We start from the raw sequence: 16003 nt of genomic DNA, 5'->3' as shown, positions 1-16003 counted from the left end.
ATGACCCGTATCGGACGCGTCGAGCGCACCACCAAGGAGACCTCCGTCCTGGTCGAGATAGACCTGGACGGCACCGGCAAGACCGACATCTCCACGGGCGTCGGCTTCTACGACCACATGCTCGACCAGCTCGGCCGCCACGGCCTCTTCGACCTCACCGTGAAGACCGACGGCGACCTGCACATCGACACCCACCACACCATCGAGGACACCGCCCTCGCGCTCGGCGCCGCCTTCAAGCAGGCGCTCGGCGACAAGGTCGGCATCTACCGGTTCGGCAACTGCACCGTGCCGCTGGACGAGTCGCTCGCCCAGGTGACCGTCGACCTCTCCGGCCGCCCCTACCTGGTGCACAGCGAGCCGGAGAAGATGGCGCCGATGATCGGCACCTACGACACCACCATGACCCGGCACATCCTGGAGTCCTTCGTGGCCCAGGCGCAGATCGCCCTGCACGTCCACGTGCCGTACGGGCGCAACGCGCACCACATCGTGGAGTGCCAGTTCAAGGCGCTGGCCCGGGCCCTGCGCTACGCCGCCGAGCGCGACCCGCGCGCGGCCGGCATCCTCCCGTCGACCAAGGGTGCGCTGTGAGCAAGGCCGCGATCGTCCTCATCTTCGCCGGACTCTTCCTGGCCGGCGGGGTCATCTCGTTCTGGAAGCAGAAGCAGTCCAAGGGCGTCATCCTCGTGCTCGCGCTGGGCGCGGTGATGTGCCTGGGCTCGGGCCTCATGCGTCTGTAACCGTCGAGCGAACGAAAGACTGGACACCTGAACATGGGCAAGAACGTCGTGGTGCTCGACTACGGCTCGGGCAACCTCCGTTCGGCGCAGCGCGCCCTGGAGCGGACCGGGGCGAACGTCACCGTCACCTCCGACTACCAGGCCGCGATGGACGCCGACGGCCTGCTGGTCCCGGGCGTCGGCGCCTTCGAGGCCTGCATGCGCGGCCTGAAGTCGGTCCGCGGGGACTGGATCATCGGGCGCCGGCTGGCCGGCGGCCGGCCGGTCATGGGCATCTGCGTCGGCATGCAGATCCTCTTCGAGAAGGGCGTCGAGCACGGCGTGGAGACCGCCGGCTGCGACGAGTGGCCGGGCACGGTGGAGCCGCTGGAGGCGCCGGTCGTGCCGCACATGGGCTGGAACACCGTGGACGCCCCCGAGGGGAGCCGGATGTTCGCCGGCCTGGACGCGGACACCCGCTTCTACTTCGTCCACTCCTACGGGGTGCGCACCTGGGAGCTGGAGGCGCACAGCGCGCGGATCAACCCGCCGCTGGTCACCTGGGCCACCCACGGGCAGCCGTTCGTCGCGGCCGTCGAGAACGGCCCGCTGTGGGCCACCCAGTTCCACCCCGAGAAGTCCGGCGACGCCGGCGCCGCCCTGCTGACCAACTGGGTCAGCACCCTCTGACGACGGAAGAGTTGTAGATCATGAGCCGCCTCGAACTGCTGCCCGCCGTCGACGTCCGGGACGGCCAGGCCGTCCGCCTGGTCAAGGGTGCGTCCGGCACCGAGACCTCCTTCGGTGAGCCGCTCGCCGCCGCCCTCGCCTGGCAGGAGGCCGGCGCCGAGTGGCTGCACCTGGTCGACCTCGACGCCGCCTTCGGCACCGGCTCCAACCGGGACCTGGTGCGCGAGATCACCGAGACCCTGGACATCAAGGTCGAGCTGTCCGGAGGCATCCGCGACGACGCCTCGCTGGCCGCCGCCCTGGCCACCGGCTGCACCCGGGTCAACCTCGGCACCGCCGCCCTGGAAAGCCCCGAGTGGGTCGCCAAGGCCATCGCCGAGCACGGCGACCGGATCGCCGTCGGCCTGGACGTGGTCGGCACCACCCTGCGTGGCCGCGGCTGGACCAGCGAGGGCGGCCAGCTCTTCGACGTGCTGGCCCGCCTGGACGCCGAGGGCTGCGCCCGCTACGTGGTCACCGACGTCGACCGGGACGGCACCCTGACCGGCCCCAACCTGCAGCTGCTGCGCAACGTCTGCGCCGCCACCGACCGGCCGGTGGTGGCCTCCGGCGGCGTCTCCTCGCTGGACGACCTGCGGGCGATCGCGGGCCTGGTCGGCGAGGGAGTCGAGGGCGCGATCGTGGGCAAGGCACTCTACGAGCAGAAGTTCACCCTCGGAGAGGCGTTGGAGGCGGTTTCGGGATGACGGAACGTCGGATCGTGCGCGGTCGGGTCGGCGGGTTCTCGCACTGGGAGGACCTCCTCGGCGCGTCGCAGGCGGTCGCCGCCGGGGACCACGTCCACGTGGCCGGCGCCAGGCCGCTGGTGGACGGCGTGCTGCACGGCGAGGGCGACCCCTACGAGCAGGCGCTGACCGCCTTCGGCAACGCGCTGGAGGCCCTGGCCGCGTACGGTCTGACGGCGGACGACGTGGTCCGCACCCGGGTGTTCCTCACCCACGCCCGTGACATCGACGCGGCGGGCCGTGCCCACCACGAGCTCTTCGGCGCGGTGCGCCCGGCGGCCGCCGTCGTGGTGGTGCAGAGCCTGGTCGACTCGCGGATGCTCGTCGAGGTCGAACTCGACGCCCACCGCGCCGGACTCGCCGCAACCCTGGAAGCTCTGGAAGGCAATCAGCCGTGACCCTCGCAGTACGTGTCATCCCCTGCCTGGACGTCGACGCCGGCCGCGTGGTCAAGGGCGTCAACTTCCAGAACCTCCGTGACGCCGGGGACCCGGTCGAGATGGCCAAGCTCTACGACGCCGAGGGCGCCGACGAGCTGACCTTCCTCGACATCACCGCCTCCTCCGGCGACCGCGAGACCACCTACGACGTGGTCCGCCGCACCGCCGAGCAGGTCTTCATCCCGCTCACCGTCGGCGGCGGCATCCGCGCCGTCGAGGACGTCGACAAGCTGCTGCGGGCCGGCGCCGACAAGGTCGGCGTCAACACCGCCGCCATCGCCCGCCCCGAGCTGGTCCGGGAGATCGCCCGGCGGTTCGGCCGCCAGGTGCTGGTGCTCTCGGTGGACGCCCGCCGCTGCCCCGAGGGCACCGAGACCGCCTCCGGCTTCGAGGTCACCACGCACGGCGGCCGCAAGGGCACCGGCCTGGACGCCGTCGAGTGGGCCGGGCGCGCCGCCGAGCTGGGCGCGGGCGAGATCCTGCTCAACTCGATGGACGCCGACGGCACCAAGGACGGCTACGACCTGGAGCTGATCCGGGCCGTCCGCAAGACCGTCTCGGTGCCGGTGATCGCCTCCGGCGGCGCCGGGAAGCTCGCCGACTTCGCCCCGGCGGTGGAGGCCGGCGCGGACGCGGTGCTGGCCGCCAGCGTCTTCCACTTCGGCGACCTGCGGATCGGCGAGGTCAAGAACGCGCTGCGGGAGGCCGGGCACCCGGTCCGCTGAAGCCCTCGTCCTCCCCGGCCAGCTCCAGCAGGCCGGGCAGCGAGAGCACGGTGGTGCTGCGCCGGCCCAGCCGGATCAGGCCGAGGCCGGCCAGCTCGTGCAGGGCGTGGTGGACCCGGCGCTCGCCGGCGCCGGTCAGCGCGGCCAGCTCGGCCTGGGTCAGCCGCGGGCGGAGGGTGATGCCGACGCCGCGCGGGCCCGCGGTGCCGTACCGCAGGGCCAGGTCGGCGAGCTGACGGGCGAGCCGGCGTTGCACCGGCTCGGAGGCGAGGCCGACCAGGCGGCGGGTGGTGGCCCGGCCGCGGTGCACCAGGCAGCGGCTCAGCGCGATGCCGGCCGGGGCGTGGGCGCCGAGCCAGTGCAGCCAGTCGGGCTGGGAGATCCGGCGCACGGTGACCGGTCCGGCCGCGGTGACGGTCGCCGAGCGGGGCCGGCCGTCGAGGGCGGCGGCCTCGCCGACCACGTCCCCGTAGGCGCGGACGTCCAGCAGGGCGGTCGCCCCGGCGGTGTCCTCGACGGTGGCCTTGGCGAATCCGGCCAGCAGGAGCAGCACGAAGCCGCCGAGGTCCCGGTCCAGGATCAGCGTCTCGCCGTGGCCGTGCGAGCGCCGGGTGCCCAGCCGCAGGACGGCCCGCTCGGCGGCGAGCGCGGCGGGCGAGCCGTCGCGGCGCAGCTCGGCCAGCAGGGTGCCCTCGGGCCAGTCCCCGTCCGCTCCCGCACGCCGCACGGCGTCACCCCCTGCGCTGCCCGCACGCCCGCTCGGGAGGTTAGCGCAGGGGGTGACGCCGTGGAAGCGGGTCAGGACTCCTTCGGCGGCTCTCCCTTGATCAGCGCGAAGGGGGCGCCGAAGGGGTCGGCCAGCCAGGCGATCCGGCCGACGTCCGGGACGTCCTCCGGGCCCATCAGCACGGTGGCGCCGGCACCGGTGGCCCGGGCGACCACGCCGTCCACGTCGGTGGCGCCGAAGTACGGCGTCCAGCTGGACGGCTGGTCCTGGTCCATCACGGGGGCGATGCCGCCGAAACTGGTCTCCTGAAGGCCGCCCTCGGCCGGGGAGATCACCTTGTACGTCATGCCGGGCGCGGGGAAGTCCTCGGAACGCCAGCCGAACACCTTCCGGTAGAAGGCGTAGCCCGCGTCCACCGCACCGGTGTGCAGCTCGACCCAGATCAGCGCGCCGTCCTCGGAGACGACGTCCAGGCCGCTGACCGTGCCGGGCTGCCAGACCGCGAACTGCGCGCCCTGCGGGTCGGTCAGCTGGGCCATCCGGCCCGCGTCCATCACGTCGAAGGCCGGGACCCGGACGGTGCCGCCGGACTGCTCGACGGCCTTGGCGGTGGCCTCGGCGTCGGGTGCGTGGAAGTACGTCGTCCAGGCGGATCGGGCGCCCTCCTCGGTGAGCGGGCCGACGGCCGCGACCGTCCGCCCGCCCAGCTGCAGGAAGCCGTAGCCGCCGGCCTCCGGGCCGGCGGACTGGAAGGTCCAGCCGAAGACCGTCCCGTAGAAGGTCGCGGTGGCGGCCGGATCGGGACTGCCGAGGTCGATCCAGCAGGGGGAGCCGGCGGGGAAGTCGGTGGTGAGCATGGTGTCGCGTCCCTTCGAGGGAGAGGGAGACGGGTACGACGGGCAGGGGGCCGGGCGGGCCGCCGCCGGGGTCCGGCGGCGCCCTCCCGGCCATCTGCGAGTCTGCACCCCACCACTGACATCCGCAGCCGGGGCCGTTCCGGGGGCGTCTACGGGACGGGCAGGACGTGGCGCAGCGCCTCGACGGCGTCGGAGGGGCCGTCCACCGTCAGCTCGGCGTGGGCGCCCCGACCGAAGGCGAAGAGCAGCAGCTCGCCCGGCTCACCGGTGATCCGCACGGTCGGCGAGCCGGCCGGGCCGACGGTCAGGCCGCGGCCGTCCAGGCGGTTCAGCTCCAGCCGCACCGGGGAGCGGCGGCCCGCCTCCAGCCGGGCGATCAGCGGCAGCCGGCGCCAGAGCGCCTCGGCCCGCCCGGGCGGCGCGGGCCGCGGGCCGGGCTCGTCGCCGGCCCGGGCGACGTCCTCGGCGTGCACGTAGTACTCGACGGTGTTGGCCGCCTCGTCCGCGCCGGGCAGCGAGAACAGCGACAGCACCGGCGGGCCGGAGCGGAACAGCCGGACCAGCTCCTCGTAGGGCCGGTCGGCGTAGGACTCCTGCACCCGGTGGGTGTAGCCCGCCAGCGGGCCGATCCGGATGCCCGCGGCGGCGTCCGGCCGCCGCTCGCGGATCACCAGGTGGGCGGCGAGGTCCCGGGTGGACCACCCGGCGCAGAGGGTGGGCGCGTCCGGCCCGGCGGCGGCCAGCAGTTCGGCCAGGCGGTGGCGCTCGGCGAGGGCGTGGTTCGACATGCCTCCACCCTAAGAGGGGTGACGGCGGTTCAGCGCAGCCGGCCGGTGAGCTTGGTGGAACCCTGCCGGTTGCTCGCCGTCAGGATGCAGGTGTAGTCGCGCCAGCCCTGCTGGTAGAAGGCGTGGCTGGGGCCCACCGGATAGCTGTAGTACGGCCCGCCGCCGCCCTGCCGGGCCTCGGCGGCGGCCTGCGCCTCCTTGCAGCCGTCCCGCATCGTGTTGGCCAGCTGGTAGTCGCCGGTCAGCCCCTCCGGCAGCAGCTGGTCGGCGATCGCCTCGCCGTCGTGCGCCTCCTCGCAGGGGCGGGCCTCCGGCTTGGTGACCGTCTTGCTCAGCTGCGGGTGGTCCAGGCAGGTGCCGACCGGGAAGAAGCTGTACGGGACCACCCTGGACGGCGTCGGGGTGGGCGTCGGCGTGGGTGTGGGCGTCGGGGTGGGGGTCGGCGTGGCCGTGGTCGGGGAGGGCGGCGGGGGCTTGGGCGCCGGCTCGTCCTCGGGCCACAGCAGGACCGTCGCGACCACCGCGAGCAGGACCGCCAGCACCGCCGCGACGGCGATCAGCAGGCCCCGGGACGGCCGGGTGTCGGAGGCGCCCCCCGGGCGGGGGCGGTCGTCGTCGCCCGACGGCCCGGCGGGTCCGGCGGCGCGCTGCTCGGAGCTCATGACCACGAGAATGGCGCAGACCGGGGCCGCCCGGCAGGCGGTTGGCACAACTCGTTCGATCGGATGGTCGGCCCGGCACCCGTCGTGCCCGTCCTACCCCGGTTCACGTCGAAGGCCGGGATCCGGACGGCCGCCCGGCCGTCCGGACCGGGCTGACACAATGGCCCCATGTCCACCTCACCCGCCGCCCCCGGCTCCACCGCCCTGGCCCCCGAGATCGCCGCCCGGCTCAAGCGCACCGAGGACGGCCTGCTGCCGGCCGTCGCGCAGCAGTACGACACCGGCGAGGTGCTGATGCTGGGCTGGATGGACGACGAGGCGCTGCACCGCACCCTCACCACCGGCCGCTGCACCTACTGGAGCCGCAGCCGCCGGGAGTACTGGGTGAAGGGCGACACCTCCGGCCACGTCCAGGCGGTCAAGTCGGTCGCGCTGGACTGCGACGGCGACACCCTGCTGGTCAAGGTCGACCAGACCGGCGCCGCCTGCCACACCGGCGACCGCACCTGCTTCGACGCCGACGTGCTCCCGCTCGGCTGACCCGCCCGGCCGACCACCCCCCTTCCGCCCCTCCGTCGTAAGGTGCCGCCCGTCATGGACCTCGAAGGCTTCCGCAAGCTCGCCGTCGACACCCGGGTCATCCCGGTCACCCGCAGGCTCCTCGCGGACGGCCTCACCCCGATCGGCCTCTACCGCAGCCTCGCCGGCGAGCGCCCCGGCACCTTCCTGCTGGAGTCCGCCGAGCAGGGCCGCAGCTGGTCGCGCTACTCCTTCGTCGGGGTCCGCAGCGCCGCCACCCTGACCGCGGGCCCGGACGGCGGCGCCCGCTGGCTCGGCGCCCCGCCGGTCGGCATCCCCACCACCGGCGACCCGCTGGAGGTGCTGCGCGCCGCGCTCCAGGCCCTGCACACCCCGCGCCGCGCCGACGACGGCCTGCCGCCGCTCACCGGCGGCCTGGTCGGCTACCTCGGCTACGACGTGGTCCGCCGGCTGGAGAAGCTGCCCGACCTCAACCCGGACGACCTGAAGCTGCCCGAGCTGACCCTGCTGCTCGCCACCGACCTCGCCGTGCTCGACCACGCCGACGGCACGGTGCTGCTGATCGCCAACGCGGTCAACCACAACGACCTGTCCAGCGGCGTGGACGAGGCCTACGCGGACGCCGTCGCCCGGCTCGACGCGATGGAGGCCGACCTGCTCAAGCCGGTCGACCCGGGTCTGGCCACCTTCACCCCGAGCGGTCCGGGCGACGTCCGCTCGCCGTTCGGCGGGGAGCCCTACCGGGCCGCGGTGGAGGAGATCAAGGAGCGGATCCGGGCCGGCGAGGCGTTCCAGGTGGTGCCCTCGCAGCGGTTCGAGGCGCCCTGCCCGGCCTCCGCGCTGGACGTCTACCGGGTCCTGCGCACCACCAACCCGAGCCCGTACATGTACCTGTTCCGCTTCCCCGGCCCGGACGGCGGCGCCGAGGGCGGTTTCGACGTGGTCGGCTCCAGCCCGGAGGCGCTGGTCAAGGTCACCGAGGGCGAGGCGATGCTGCACCCGATCGCCGGCACCCGGCACCGCGGCGCCACCCCGCAGGAGGACTCCGAGCTGGCCGCCGAACTGCTCGCCGACCCCAAGGAGCGGGCCGAGCACCTGATGCTGGTCGACCTCGGGCGCAACGACCTCGGACGGGTCTGCGAGCCGGGCAGCGTCGAGGTCGTCGACTTCATGCAGATCGAGCGCTACAGCCACGTCATGCACATCGTCTCCACGGTGACCGGTCGGGTCGCCGAGGGGCGGACCGCCTTCGACGTGCTGACCGCCTGCTTCCCGGCCGGCACCCTGTCCGGCGCGCCCAAGCCGCGGGCGATGCGGATCATCGAGGAGCTGGAGCCCACCCGCCGCGGCCTGTACGGCGGCTGCGTCGGCTACCTGGACTTCGCCGGGGACTCCGACACCGCGATCGCCATCCGCACCGCGGTGCTGCGCGACGGCACCGCGTACGTCCAGGCCGGCGCCGGCGTGGTGGCCGACTCCGACCCGCACGGCGAGGACACCGAATGCCGCAACAAGGCCGCCGCCGTCCTGCGCGCGGTGGCCACGGCGAATACGCTGCGTAAGCCGTAGAACGCCGGTCCCCGCGCGGGTCGCGGGGCCGCCGCGGCGGAAAGGGGCAGCAGGATGCCGGACGTGCAGCGGCGGATCGTGACCGCCGCCAGGGAGCAGCTCGTGCGGCAGCCGGGCGGCCACGGCGGCGTGCTCGCCGACGTGCGGCTGGAGGGACGGGCGGCCGCGCTGGTGCTGCTCGCCCCGGGCGCGGTGCCGGACCCCGCCGGGCACTACCGGGCCGTGGACGCGCTGGTGGTGCTGGACGTGCTCCCGGCGCCGGAGCGGGCCGAGCGCCACCGCTTCCACGCCGCCGCGGGCGTCCCGCTGTACGTCGTGGTGGATCCGGGGGAGGGGGTCTGCACGGTGCACAGCCGTCCGCTGCCCGGCGTCGGGTACCGGGAGGCGGAGCGGGTGCCGTTCGGGAACGATCTCTTCCTGCCGCTGGCGGAGCGGACGCTGGTGCTGGAGACGGGCGACTTCCCCACCGAGCCGCCCACCCCGGGTGCGGCGGCGGGGTGAGGTCGGGGGACACTGGTGCGGTGAGCGCTGAAGCCCCTGCCGACACCGTGCCCGCCGACCCCGCCGCCGCACCCGTGCCCGCCGCGCGGGCCGGGCGGCGCACGCTCGCGGTGATGCTGCTGCTCACCGCGCTGGGCGCGGTGCTGGTGCTGACCGCCGCCGGCCGGGTCTGGGCCGAAGGGACGGCGGGGACCCTGGAGGTCTCCGTCACCGGCGGGAAGATCTCCGAACTGCCCGCCGGGCTGGCGCTGGTGGCGCTGGCGGCGGCGGTCGCGGTGTTCGCGGTGCGCGGCGCGGGCCGGCTCGCGGTGGGGGTGCTGACCCTGCTGGCCGGGCTGGGCGCGGCGGCGGCCGCCGTGGCGGGCGCCGGGGACAGCGCCGCGCTGGACGCCGAGGCGGCCCGCAAGCTCGCGCTGACCGGCTCGGCCGCGACCGGGGTCGGGCACACCGCCTGGCCGTGGGTGGCGCTGCTGGGCGCGCTGCTGCTGGCGGTGGCCGGGCTGCTGACCGTCCGGTTCGGGCGCGGCTGGCCGGCCATGGGCAGCCGCTACGAGGCACCCGGCGGCAAGGCCCCGGCGAAGCGGCAGGCGGCCGCGGAGAGCCCGGCGGACCTGTGGAAGGCGCTGGACCGGGGCGAGGACCCGACGGTCGGCTGACCGGCCGGGGACGGGCGCGCGCACTGTGACGCGATAGACCCGCCACCCCCTTTGGGGCGCCGGTGTGTGGCCCGGCACAATGGAGACGTCAATGGGACACGTCAACCCGTGAGGGGCCGAGCAGGCCCGGCCCGGGCCCCGAGAGCGTAGGAGCACCATCCAATGGCAGCAGCAGCACACGGCCACAACCCCGCCGCCTGGACCGGCGTGACCATCTCGTTCCTCGGTTTCTGCGTCGCGGGCGTCGCGATGATCCTGCCGTCGGTGCTGCTCACCTGGGCGGGCCTCGGGGTCGTCCTGCTCGGCGGCGTGGTCGGCAAGGCCATGTCGATGGCGGGCATGGGCAAGCAGCCCAGCACCAACGTGTACACCCACGAGGAGCAGGCCGCGCTGGCCGCCGCCTCGGCCTGATCCACCGGCACCTCGCGCGAACGGCGGCCCACGGGCCGCCGTTCCGCTTCTCCCGCCCGGGCCGGGCCGAAGGGGCGCGTCCGCGCTCCGGGGCGGGCACAATCATGGGCGTGAACGCCGCCCCCGCTCCCACCGCCTCCGCCCGGCCCTCCGCGCCGCGCCGGCTGGTGCCGCCGCTGGCCGCAGCCGCGGCCGTGGCCATTCCCGCCGGGTACATCGCCGCGGTGGACCCGAACGTGCCCGGGCACTACCCGGACTGCCCCTTCCTGGCGGCCACCGGCTGGTGGTGCCCCGGCTGCGGCGGGCTGCGCTGCGTGCACGCGCTGACCCACGGGGACCTCAGCGCGGCGCTGCACGACAACGCGGTGGCGGTGCTGCTGTTCGCCGTGCTGGGGGTGCTGTGGGCGCGCTGGCTCTGGGCCGCGGTGCGCGGCCGGCCCGGGCCCAGGCTCGCGCTCGGGGCCCGCCGCTGGGTACTGGTGGGGCTGCTCGTGCTGGTCTTCACGGTGGTCCGCAACCTGCCCGTCGGCGCCGGTCTGGCCCCGCCGCCGGTCTGACCGCCGCGGTGGCGATGGTGTGAAGCCGCAGTTCGCGGCGGTGCCCGGGGGTCCGTTCCGTGAGACGCGCGCCGGGTGGATGCGCTGTGCGCTCCCCCTTGCCGATACCATCGAAGGGCCGGAGGCCCGCTGGCCGTCCGGCTCCTCGCTAGCAGAACCAGGACTAGCAGACATGATGGGGGCGCCCGAGTGAGTGTGCTCGACTCGATCGTCGAAGGGGTCCGCGAGGACCTCGCCGAGCGGCAGGCCCGGGTCTCGCTGGACGAGCTGAAGGAGCTCGCCGCCAAGGCCCCGGACGCCAAGGACGGCGTCGCGGCCCTGCGCGGCGACGGTGTCCGGGTGATCTGCGAGGTCAAGCGCTCCAGCCCGTCCAAGGGCGCGCTGGCCACGATCGCGGACCCGGCGTCGCTGGCGATCGACTACGCGGCCGGCGGTGCCGCCGCGATCAGCGTGCTGACCGAACAGCGCCGCTTCGGCGGGTCGCTGGCCGACCTGGACGCCGTCCGGGCCGCCGTGGACACCCCGCTGCTCCGCAAGGACTTCATCGTCACCGCCTACCAGCTGTGGGAGGCCCGCGCGCACGGCGCCGACCTCGCGCTGCTGATCGTCGCGGCCCTCGACCAGCCGGCCCTGGTGTCGCTGATCGAGCGCGCCGGGTCGATCGGCCTCACCCCGCTGGTCGAGGTGCACGACGAGGAGGAGATCAAGCGCGCGGTGGACGCCGGCGCGCGGATCATCGGCGTCAACGCCCGCAACCTCAAGACCCTTGAGGTGGACCGCAACACCTTCGGCAACGTCGTCCACGCGATCCCGGACGGCATCGTCAAGGTCGCCGAGTCCGGGGTGCGCGGCCCGCTGGACGTCATCTCCTACGCCAACCTGGGCGCGGACGCGGTGCTGGTCGGCGAGTCGCTGGTGACCGGCAAGGACCCGCGGGCCGCGGTGGCCGACCTGGTCGCGGCCGGCGCCCACCCGGCGATCCGGCACAAGGACTGACGCCGCCACCATGAAGATCGCCACCCGTCTCGCCCCCGGCTGCCGCCCGCGCGGCTGCCGCGCGCCCGCGCGCCGGGTGCTGGGGCGGCGGGTGCGGTACGTGATCGGCTGCGAGCCCGGGCAGGTGCCGGGGCGGCGATGGCGGGTGACGTCCGGCTGACCGCAGCCGACAGACGTCACCGTCAACCGTCGTCATCTTCCCGAGGGACTCCACCATGTCCGAACGGTCCGACAAGGACTACCTGCCCGGCGCCGAGGTGCCGGACGCGCGCGGCTACTTCGGCGCGTACGGCGGCCGCTTCATCCCGGAGGCGCTGGTCGCCGCCGTGGAGCAGGTCGCCGAGGAGTACGAGAAGGCCAAGGCCGACCCGGCCTTCGCCGCCGAACTCGACGCGCTGCTCAAGGACTACACCGGCCGCCCCAGCCCGCTGACCGATGTGCACCGGTTCTCCGCCGAGGCGGGCGGCGCCCGCGTCCTGCTCAAGCGCGAGGACCTCAACCACACCGGCTCGCACAAGATCAACAACGTGCTGGGCCAGGCCCTGCTCACCAGGCGGATGGGCAAGACCCGGATCATCGCCGAGACCGGCGCCGGCCAGCACGGCGTGGCCACCGCCACCGCCTGCGCGCTGTTCGGCTTCGACTGCACCATCTACATGGGCGAGGTCGACACCCAGCGGCAGGCGCTGAACGTCGCCCGGATGCGGATGCTCGGCGCCGAGGTGGTGGCCGTGACCTCCGGCAGCCGCACCCTCAAGGACGCCATCAACGAGGCCTTCCGGGACTGGGTCGCCAACGTCGACTCCACCCACTACCTGTTCGGCACCGTGGCCGGCCCGCACCCCTTCCCGATGATGGTCCGCGACTTCCACCGGGTCATCGGCGTGGAGGCCCGCGAGCAGGTGCTGGAGCGCACCGGGCGGCTGCCCGACGCCGTCGTCGCCTGCGTCGGCGGCGGCTCCAACGCGATGGGCATCTTCCACGAGTTCATCCCGGACGCCGGGGTGCGGCTGATCGGCTGCGAGGCGGCCGGCGAGGGCGCCGAGACCCCGCGGCACGCGGCCACCCTCACCAAGGGCGACCCGGGCGTGCTGCACGGCTCGCGCACCTACGTCCTCCAGGACGAGGACGGCCAGACCATCGAGTCGCACTCGATCTCGGCCGGCCTGGACTACCCGGGCGTCGGCCCGGAGCACGCCTGGCTGAAGGACACCGGGCGGGCCGAGTACCGGCCGGTCACCGACGCCGCCGCCATGCAGGCGCTGCGGCTGCTGTCCCGCACCGAGGGCATCATCCCGGCCATCGAGAGCGCGCACGCGCTGGCCGGCGCCCTGGAGCTGGGCCGCGAGCTCGGGCCCGGGGCCACCATCCTGGTCTCGCTCTCCGGGCGCGGCGACAAGGACATGCACACCGCCGCCGAGTACTTCGGCCTCTACGACGAGCCGGGCGCCGGCTCCGCCCACGGGGGTAAGTGACCATGGCTTCGAAGCTCAGTGGCATCCTGGCCGCCGCCAAGGCGGAGGACCGCGCCGCGCTGATCGGCTACCTGCCGGCCGGCTTCCCGTCGGTGGACGGCGGCGTCCGGGCGGTCAACGCGCTGATCGAGGGCGGCTGCGACGTCGTCGAGGTCGGCCTGCCGCACTCCGACCCGGTGCTGGACGGCCCGACCATCCAGACCGCCGACGACATCGCGCTGCGGGCCGGCGTGCGGATCAAGGACGTGCTGCGCACCGTCCAGGAGGTCGCCGCCGCGCACCCCGCCGCGGCGGTGCTGGTGATGACCTACTGGAACCCGGTGGACCGGTACGGCGTCGCGCGGTTCGCCGCCGACCTCGCCGCGGCCGGCGGGGCGGGCTGCATCCTGCCGGACCTGCCGGTGGAGGAGTCCGAGGAGTGGCGCAAGGCGGCCGGGGAGCACGGTCTCGACACCGTGTTCGTGGTCGCGCCGAGCAGCAAGGACAAGCGGCTGGCCGAGGTCACGGCGGCAGGCAGCGGCTTCGTGTACGCGGCCGCGGTGATGGGCGTGACCGGCAGCCGGGCGCAGGTCGGCGACCTGGCCGAGGACCTGGTCGCCCGGACCAGGGCCACCACCGAGCTGCCGGTCTGCGTCGGCCTCGGCGTGTCGACCCGTGAGCAGGCCGCGCAGGTGGCCGGGTTCGCGGACGGTGTGATCGTCGGCTCGGCGTTCGTGCAGCGGATCCTGGACGCGGACGGGGACGAGCGGGCCGGGCTGGACGCGGTGCGCGCCCTGGCCGGCGAGCTGGCGCAGGGCGTCCGCCGGCGGTAGCCGCCCCCTCGCACACGGTGCCCGGAGGCCCGTCACCCCGACCGGGGTGGCGGGCCTCCGCCGTTCCCCGGGGCCGTCGGGCCGGCCCTTCGCCCCGAACGGGTGAACAGAGGCGGGCACGCGCACCAGCCCGCGGTTGGGCGGCGTTGAGTGGAGGGACGAGTGCACGCACCACGTGCCCGGGGGCGAGCGAGCGGAAGGGGTCGGCCGATGCCCGGTCTTCAGCGAGCCGTGCTGCTGCGGGCGGCCGCGGCCGCGCTGGCGCTCGGCGCCGCGTTCGGGGCGCAGAGCGCGGTCGGCCCGGCGCTCGCCAGGCGGGGCGTGGAGCGGGCGGAGCGGGACGCGACCGTGTGCGCGGAGGCGCTCCGGACGGGGGCGGCGGCGCGCGGCGCGGGCCCGGACGCGCGGGTGCGGGCGGCCCTCGCCGGCCGTTACGACCTCGACCGGTACGACCTGGGGTGGACGTACGGCTGCGATCCCGGCCACCCGTTGGGGTGAAATCACCTCGGACCTGATTAACCTTCACTCTTTCGGCTTAACTCCAAAAACCGGAGGAACCCGGCGCCCCCGGGAGCGTTCATAGGGGCGTGACGGTGTTTCCCGAGGGGGTTGTCCGGATGGCCGGGCCGGCGACGGAGTGGATCGGCACGGCCGCCCGGCTGGGCCTGGCCGTGGTCTGGGGCTGGGCCGGGCTGGCGAAGATCGCCGACCCGGCGGAGGCGGCCCAGGCGGTGCGCGCGTACGAGATCCTGCCCGAGTCGCTGGTCAAGCCGGTGGGCCACGGGCTGCCCTTCCTGGAGCTGGCGCTGGCGCTGCTGCTGCTGATCGGCCTGGGCACGCGGGTGGCCGCGGGCATCTCGGCGGTCCTGCTGCTCGCCTTCATCGGCGGGATCGCCTCCGCCTGGGCGCGCGGCATCTCGATCGACTGCGGGTGCTTCGGCGGCGGCGGGACGGTCGACGCCTCGCAGACCGAGTACCTCCAGGAGATCCTGCGCGACACCGGGTTCCTGCTGCTGGCCGGCTGGCTTCTCTGGCGGCCCCGCACGAAGTTCTCGGTGGACGGCCGGCTGGCGCTCTGAGCCCGCCCCGACCGCCGGTCCCACCGCCGCACCCCCACCCCCGAACCTGGAACTCCAAGGCTGATGAGCGAGAAGAACCGAGAAGGCAAGCGCACCGCCCGTGAGCGGATGCTGGCGGAACGCGCCGAGGAAGAGGCCCGCGGCCGGCGGAAGAAGAAGCTGGTCATCGGCGGCGTGGCGCTCGCGGTGATCGCCGCCGCCGTGGTCACCGGCGTGGTGGTGCAGGACCAGCGCTCCCAGCCGGAGACCCCCACCGCCGCCCCGGCCGGCACGATCGGCGACAAGAACCTGATCGTCCCGGTCGGCTCGGACAACGCGCCCTCCGTCCTCACCGTCTACGAGGACCCGCGCTGCCCCGCCTGCGGCGTCTTCGAGCGGGAGTTCTCGCCCACCATCAGCCAGCTGGAGGACCAGGGCAGGATCTTCACCAACTACCACATCGTCTCGTTCATCGACCGGGCCGTGCCGGGCAAGGGCTCCAAGTACGCCGCCAACGCGCTCGGCTGCGCGCAGGACGCCGGGCACTTCCGCGACTACCACGACGTGCTCTACCGCAACCAGCCGGACGAGACCAACGACGCCTTCGGGGACAAGGCGGTCCTGATCAACCTCGCCAGGCAGGTCGACGGCCTGGTCACGCCCTCCTTCGAGGCCTGCGTCAACGACCTGAAGTTCAGCGGCTGGGTGTCGGCGGTGCAGCAGGACTTCGACAAGTCCAACTTCAAGTCCACCCCGACGGTGCTGCTCAACGGCCAGCCGATCTACCCGAAGTTCAACAACGAGGAGATCACCCCGGCCAACCTGGTGAAGTGGGTGGACGCCGCCAACCAGGGCAAGCAGCTGGGCACCCCGGGCACCCACGGCCAGTCCCCGGCGCCCACCAGCACCGCCTCCGAGCCCAACAACCCCTCGCCCAAGGCGGGCTGAACCGGGCGCGTACGCTGCGGGGTGGCCGCCGCCCCCTCCCCGTCCGGAGGGGGTGGCGGCGGGCCGTGCTCCGGGCCGGCGCCG

The 16003-nt window shown here is 74.5% G+C and carries 23 protein-coding genes; 19 read left to right on the top strand and 4 right to left on the bottom strand.

Translation table 11 applies throughout. The annotated features are described in order from the left end of the window. From hisB to hisF, 6 genes are read left to right on the top strand one after another with little or no spacing between them, the layout of a single operon-like run. Positions 1 to 594, top strand: a complete 594-nt coding sequence (gene hisB, locus ACFZBX_RS18030; protein ID WP_391496662.1) for an imidazoleglycerol-phosphate dehydratase HisB — start codon at positions 1 to 3, stop codon at positions 592 to 594. Continuing rightward, positions 591 to 743, top strand: a complete 153-nt coding sequence (locus ACFZBX_RS18025) for a hypothetical protein (RefSeq protein ID WP_391534717.1) — start codon at positions 591 to 593, stop codon at positions 741 to 743. The genes hisB and ACFZBX_RS18025 overlap by 4 nt, the downstream gene beginning before the upstream one ends. A 33-nt stretch (positions 744 to 776) precedes the next feature. Beyond that, positions 777 to 1412, top strand: coding sequence for an imidazole glycerol phosphate synthase subunit HisH (gene hisH / locus ACFZBX_RS18020; protein WP_391534716.1), 636 nt, complete (start codon positions 777 to 779; stop codon positions 1410 to 1412). Positions 1413 to 1432: 20 nt separating this feature from the next. Then, positions 1433 to 2158, top strand: a complete 726-nt coding sequence (gene priA / locus ACFZBX_RS18015) for a bifunctional 1-(5-phosphoribosyl)-5-((5-phosphoribosylamino)methylideneamino)imidazole-4-carboxamide isomerase/phosphoribosylanthranilate isomerase PriA (RefSeq protein WP_391534715.1) — start codon at positions 1433 to 1435, stop codon at positions 2156 to 2158. Beyond that, positions 2155 to 2595 carry a Rid family hydrolase gene (locus ACFZBX_RS18010; RefSeq protein WP_391534714.1) on the top strand — a complete coding sequence of 147 codons (441 nt, stop codon included), beginning with the start codon at positions 2155 to 2157 and terminating at the stop codon, positions 2593 to 2595. The genes priA and ACFZBX_RS18010 overlap by 4 nt, the downstream gene beginning before the upstream one ends. Continuing rightward, positions 2592 to 3362, top strand: a complete 771-nt coding sequence (gene hisF / locus ACFZBX_RS18005) for an imidazole glycerol phosphate synthase subunit HisF (protein WP_391534713.1) — start codon at positions 2592 to 2594, stop codon at positions 3360 to 3362. The genes ACFZBX_RS18010 and hisF overlap by 4 nt, the downstream gene beginning before the upstream one ends. Here hisF and ACFZBX_RS18000 read toward each other — a convergent pair. From ACFZBX_RS18000 to ACFZBX_RS17985, 4 genes are all read right to left on the bottom strand, one after another. Then, complete coding sequence (locus ACFZBX_RS18000) at positions 3322 to 4089, bottom strand: Crp/Fnr family transcriptional regulator (RefSeq protein ID WP_391534712.1); 768 nt, start codon at positions 4087 to 4089, stop codon at positions 3322 to 3324. The genes hisF and ACFZBX_RS18000 overlap by 41 nt on opposite strands. A 71-nt stretch (positions 4090 to 4160) precedes the next feature. Then, on the bottom strand, positions 4161 to 4946 hold the full coding sequence (locus ACFZBX_RS17995; protein ID WP_391534711.1) for a VOC family protein: 786 nt from the start codon (positions 4944 to 4946) through the stop codon (positions 4161 to 4163). 149 nt (positions 4947 to 5095) lie between these two features. Beyond that, positions 5096 to 5734, bottom strand: coding sequence for a TIGR03085 family metal-binding protein (locus tag ACFZBX_RS17990; protein ID WP_391534710.1), 639 nt, complete (start codon positions 5732 to 5734; stop codon positions 5096 to 5098). Between the two features lie 29 nt (positions 5735 to 5763). Then, on the bottom strand, positions 5764 to 6396 hold the full coding sequence (locus tag ACFZBX_RS17985) for a hypothetical protein (RefSeq protein WP_391534709.1): 633 nt from the start codon (positions 6394 to 6396) through the stop codon (positions 5764 to 5766). Positions 6397 to 6564: 168 nt separating this feature from the next. Here ACFZBX_RS17985 and hisI point away from each other — a divergent pair, with 168 nt between their 5' ends. The 13 genes from hisI (at position 6565) to ACFZBX_RS17920 (ending at position 15919) form a co-directional block, all read left to right on the top strand. Then, positions 6565 to 6936, top strand: a complete 372-nt coding sequence (gene hisI / locus ACFZBX_RS17980) for a phosphoribosyl-AMP cyclohydrolase (RefSeq protein WP_350544007.1) — start codon at positions 6565 to 6567, stop codon at positions 6934 to 6936. 54 nt (positions 6937 to 6990) lie between these two features. After that, a complete protein-coding gene (locus tag ACFZBX_RS17975) occupies positions 6991 to 8505 on the top strand; it encodes an anthranilate synthase component I (protein WP_391534708.1) in 1515 nt (504 codons plus the stop codon). 54 nt (positions 8506 to 8559) lie between these two features. Next, entirely contained in the window at positions 8560 to 9006 is a 447-nt protein-coding gene (locus tag ACFZBX_RS17970) for a hypothetical protein (protein WP_391534707.1), read from the top strand. A 20-nt stretch (positions 9007 to 9026) separates the two neighbouring features. Continuing rightward, positions 9027 to 9662, top strand: a complete 636-nt coding sequence (locus ACFZBX_RS17965; protein ID WP_391534706.1) for a TIGR02234 family membrane protein — start codon at positions 9027 to 9029, stop codon at positions 9660 to 9662. A gap of 162 nt (positions 9663 to 9824) precedes the next feature. Then, on the top strand, positions 9825 to 10073 hold the full coding sequence (locus ACFZBX_RS17960; protein WP_380752067.1) for an HGxxPAAW family protein: 249 nt from the start codon (positions 9825 to 9827) through the stop codon (positions 10071 to 10073). 104 nt (positions 10074 to 10177) lie between these two features. Next, positions 10178 to 10630 carry a DUF2752 domain-containing protein gene (locus ACFZBX_RS17955; protein ID WP_391534705.1) on the top strand — a complete coding sequence of 151 codons (453 nt, stop codon included), beginning with the start codon at positions 10178 to 10180 and terminating at the stop codon, positions 10628 to 10630. A gap of 189 nt (positions 10631 to 10819) precedes the next feature. Beyond that, complete coding sequence (gene trpC, locus ACFZBX_RS17950) at positions 10820 to 11626, top strand: indole-3-glycerol phosphate synthase TrpC (protein ID WP_380752061.1); 807 nt, start codon at positions 10820 to 10822, stop codon at positions 11624 to 11626. Positions 11627 to 11636: 10 nt separating this feature from the next. After that, positions 11637 to 11786: a tryptophan biosynthesis modulator TrpM gene (gene trpM / locus ACFZBX_RS17945; protein WP_374119904.1), complete on the top strand. Its 150-nt coding sequence runs from the start codon at positions 11637 to 11639 to the stop codon at positions 11784 to 11786. Between the two features lie 55 nt (positions 11787 to 11841). Next, on the top strand, positions 11842 to 13101 hold the full coding sequence (gene trpB, locus ACFZBX_RS17940) for a tryptophan synthase subunit beta (RefSeq protein WP_391534704.1): 1260 nt from the start codon (positions 11842 to 11844) through the stop codon (positions 13099 to 13101). A 2-nt stretch (positions 13102 to 13103) separates the two neighbouring features. After that, complete coding sequence (gene trpA, locus ACFZBX_RS17935) at positions 13104 to 13913, top strand: tryptophan synthase subunit alpha (RefSeq protein ID WP_391534703.1); 810 nt, start codon at positions 13104 to 13106, stop codon at positions 13911 to 13913. A 210-nt stretch (positions 13914 to 14123) separates the two neighbouring features. Continuing rightward, complete coding sequence (locus ACFZBX_RS17930; RefSeq protein ID WP_391534702.1) at positions 14124 to 14411, top strand: hypothetical protein; 288 nt, start codon at positions 14124 to 14126, stop codon at positions 14409 to 14411. An 89-nt stretch (positions 14412 to 14500) separates the two neighbouring features. Next, complete coding sequence (locus tag ACFZBX_RS17925) at positions 14501 to 14992, top strand: MauE/DoxX family redox-associated membrane protein (protein ID WP_391534701.1); 492 nt, start codon at positions 14501 to 14503, stop codon at positions 14990 to 14992. Positions 14993 to 15055: 63 nt separating this feature from the next. Beyond that, complete coding sequence (locus ACFZBX_RS17920; protein WP_391534700.1) at positions 15056 to 15919, top strand: DsbA family protein; 864 nt, start codon at positions 15056 to 15058, stop codon at positions 15917 to 15919. Positions 15920 to 16003 lie beyond the last annotated feature (84 nt).

The organism is Kitasatospora sp. NPDC008115 (assembly GCF_042957205.1).
Classification (GTDB): Bacteria; Actinomycetota; Actinomycetes; order Streptomycetales; family Streptomycetaceae; genus Kitasatospora.
The sequence above is the reverse complement of the archived record's forward strand: the minus strand, read 5'-3'. Positions and strand labels throughout refer to the sequence as shown.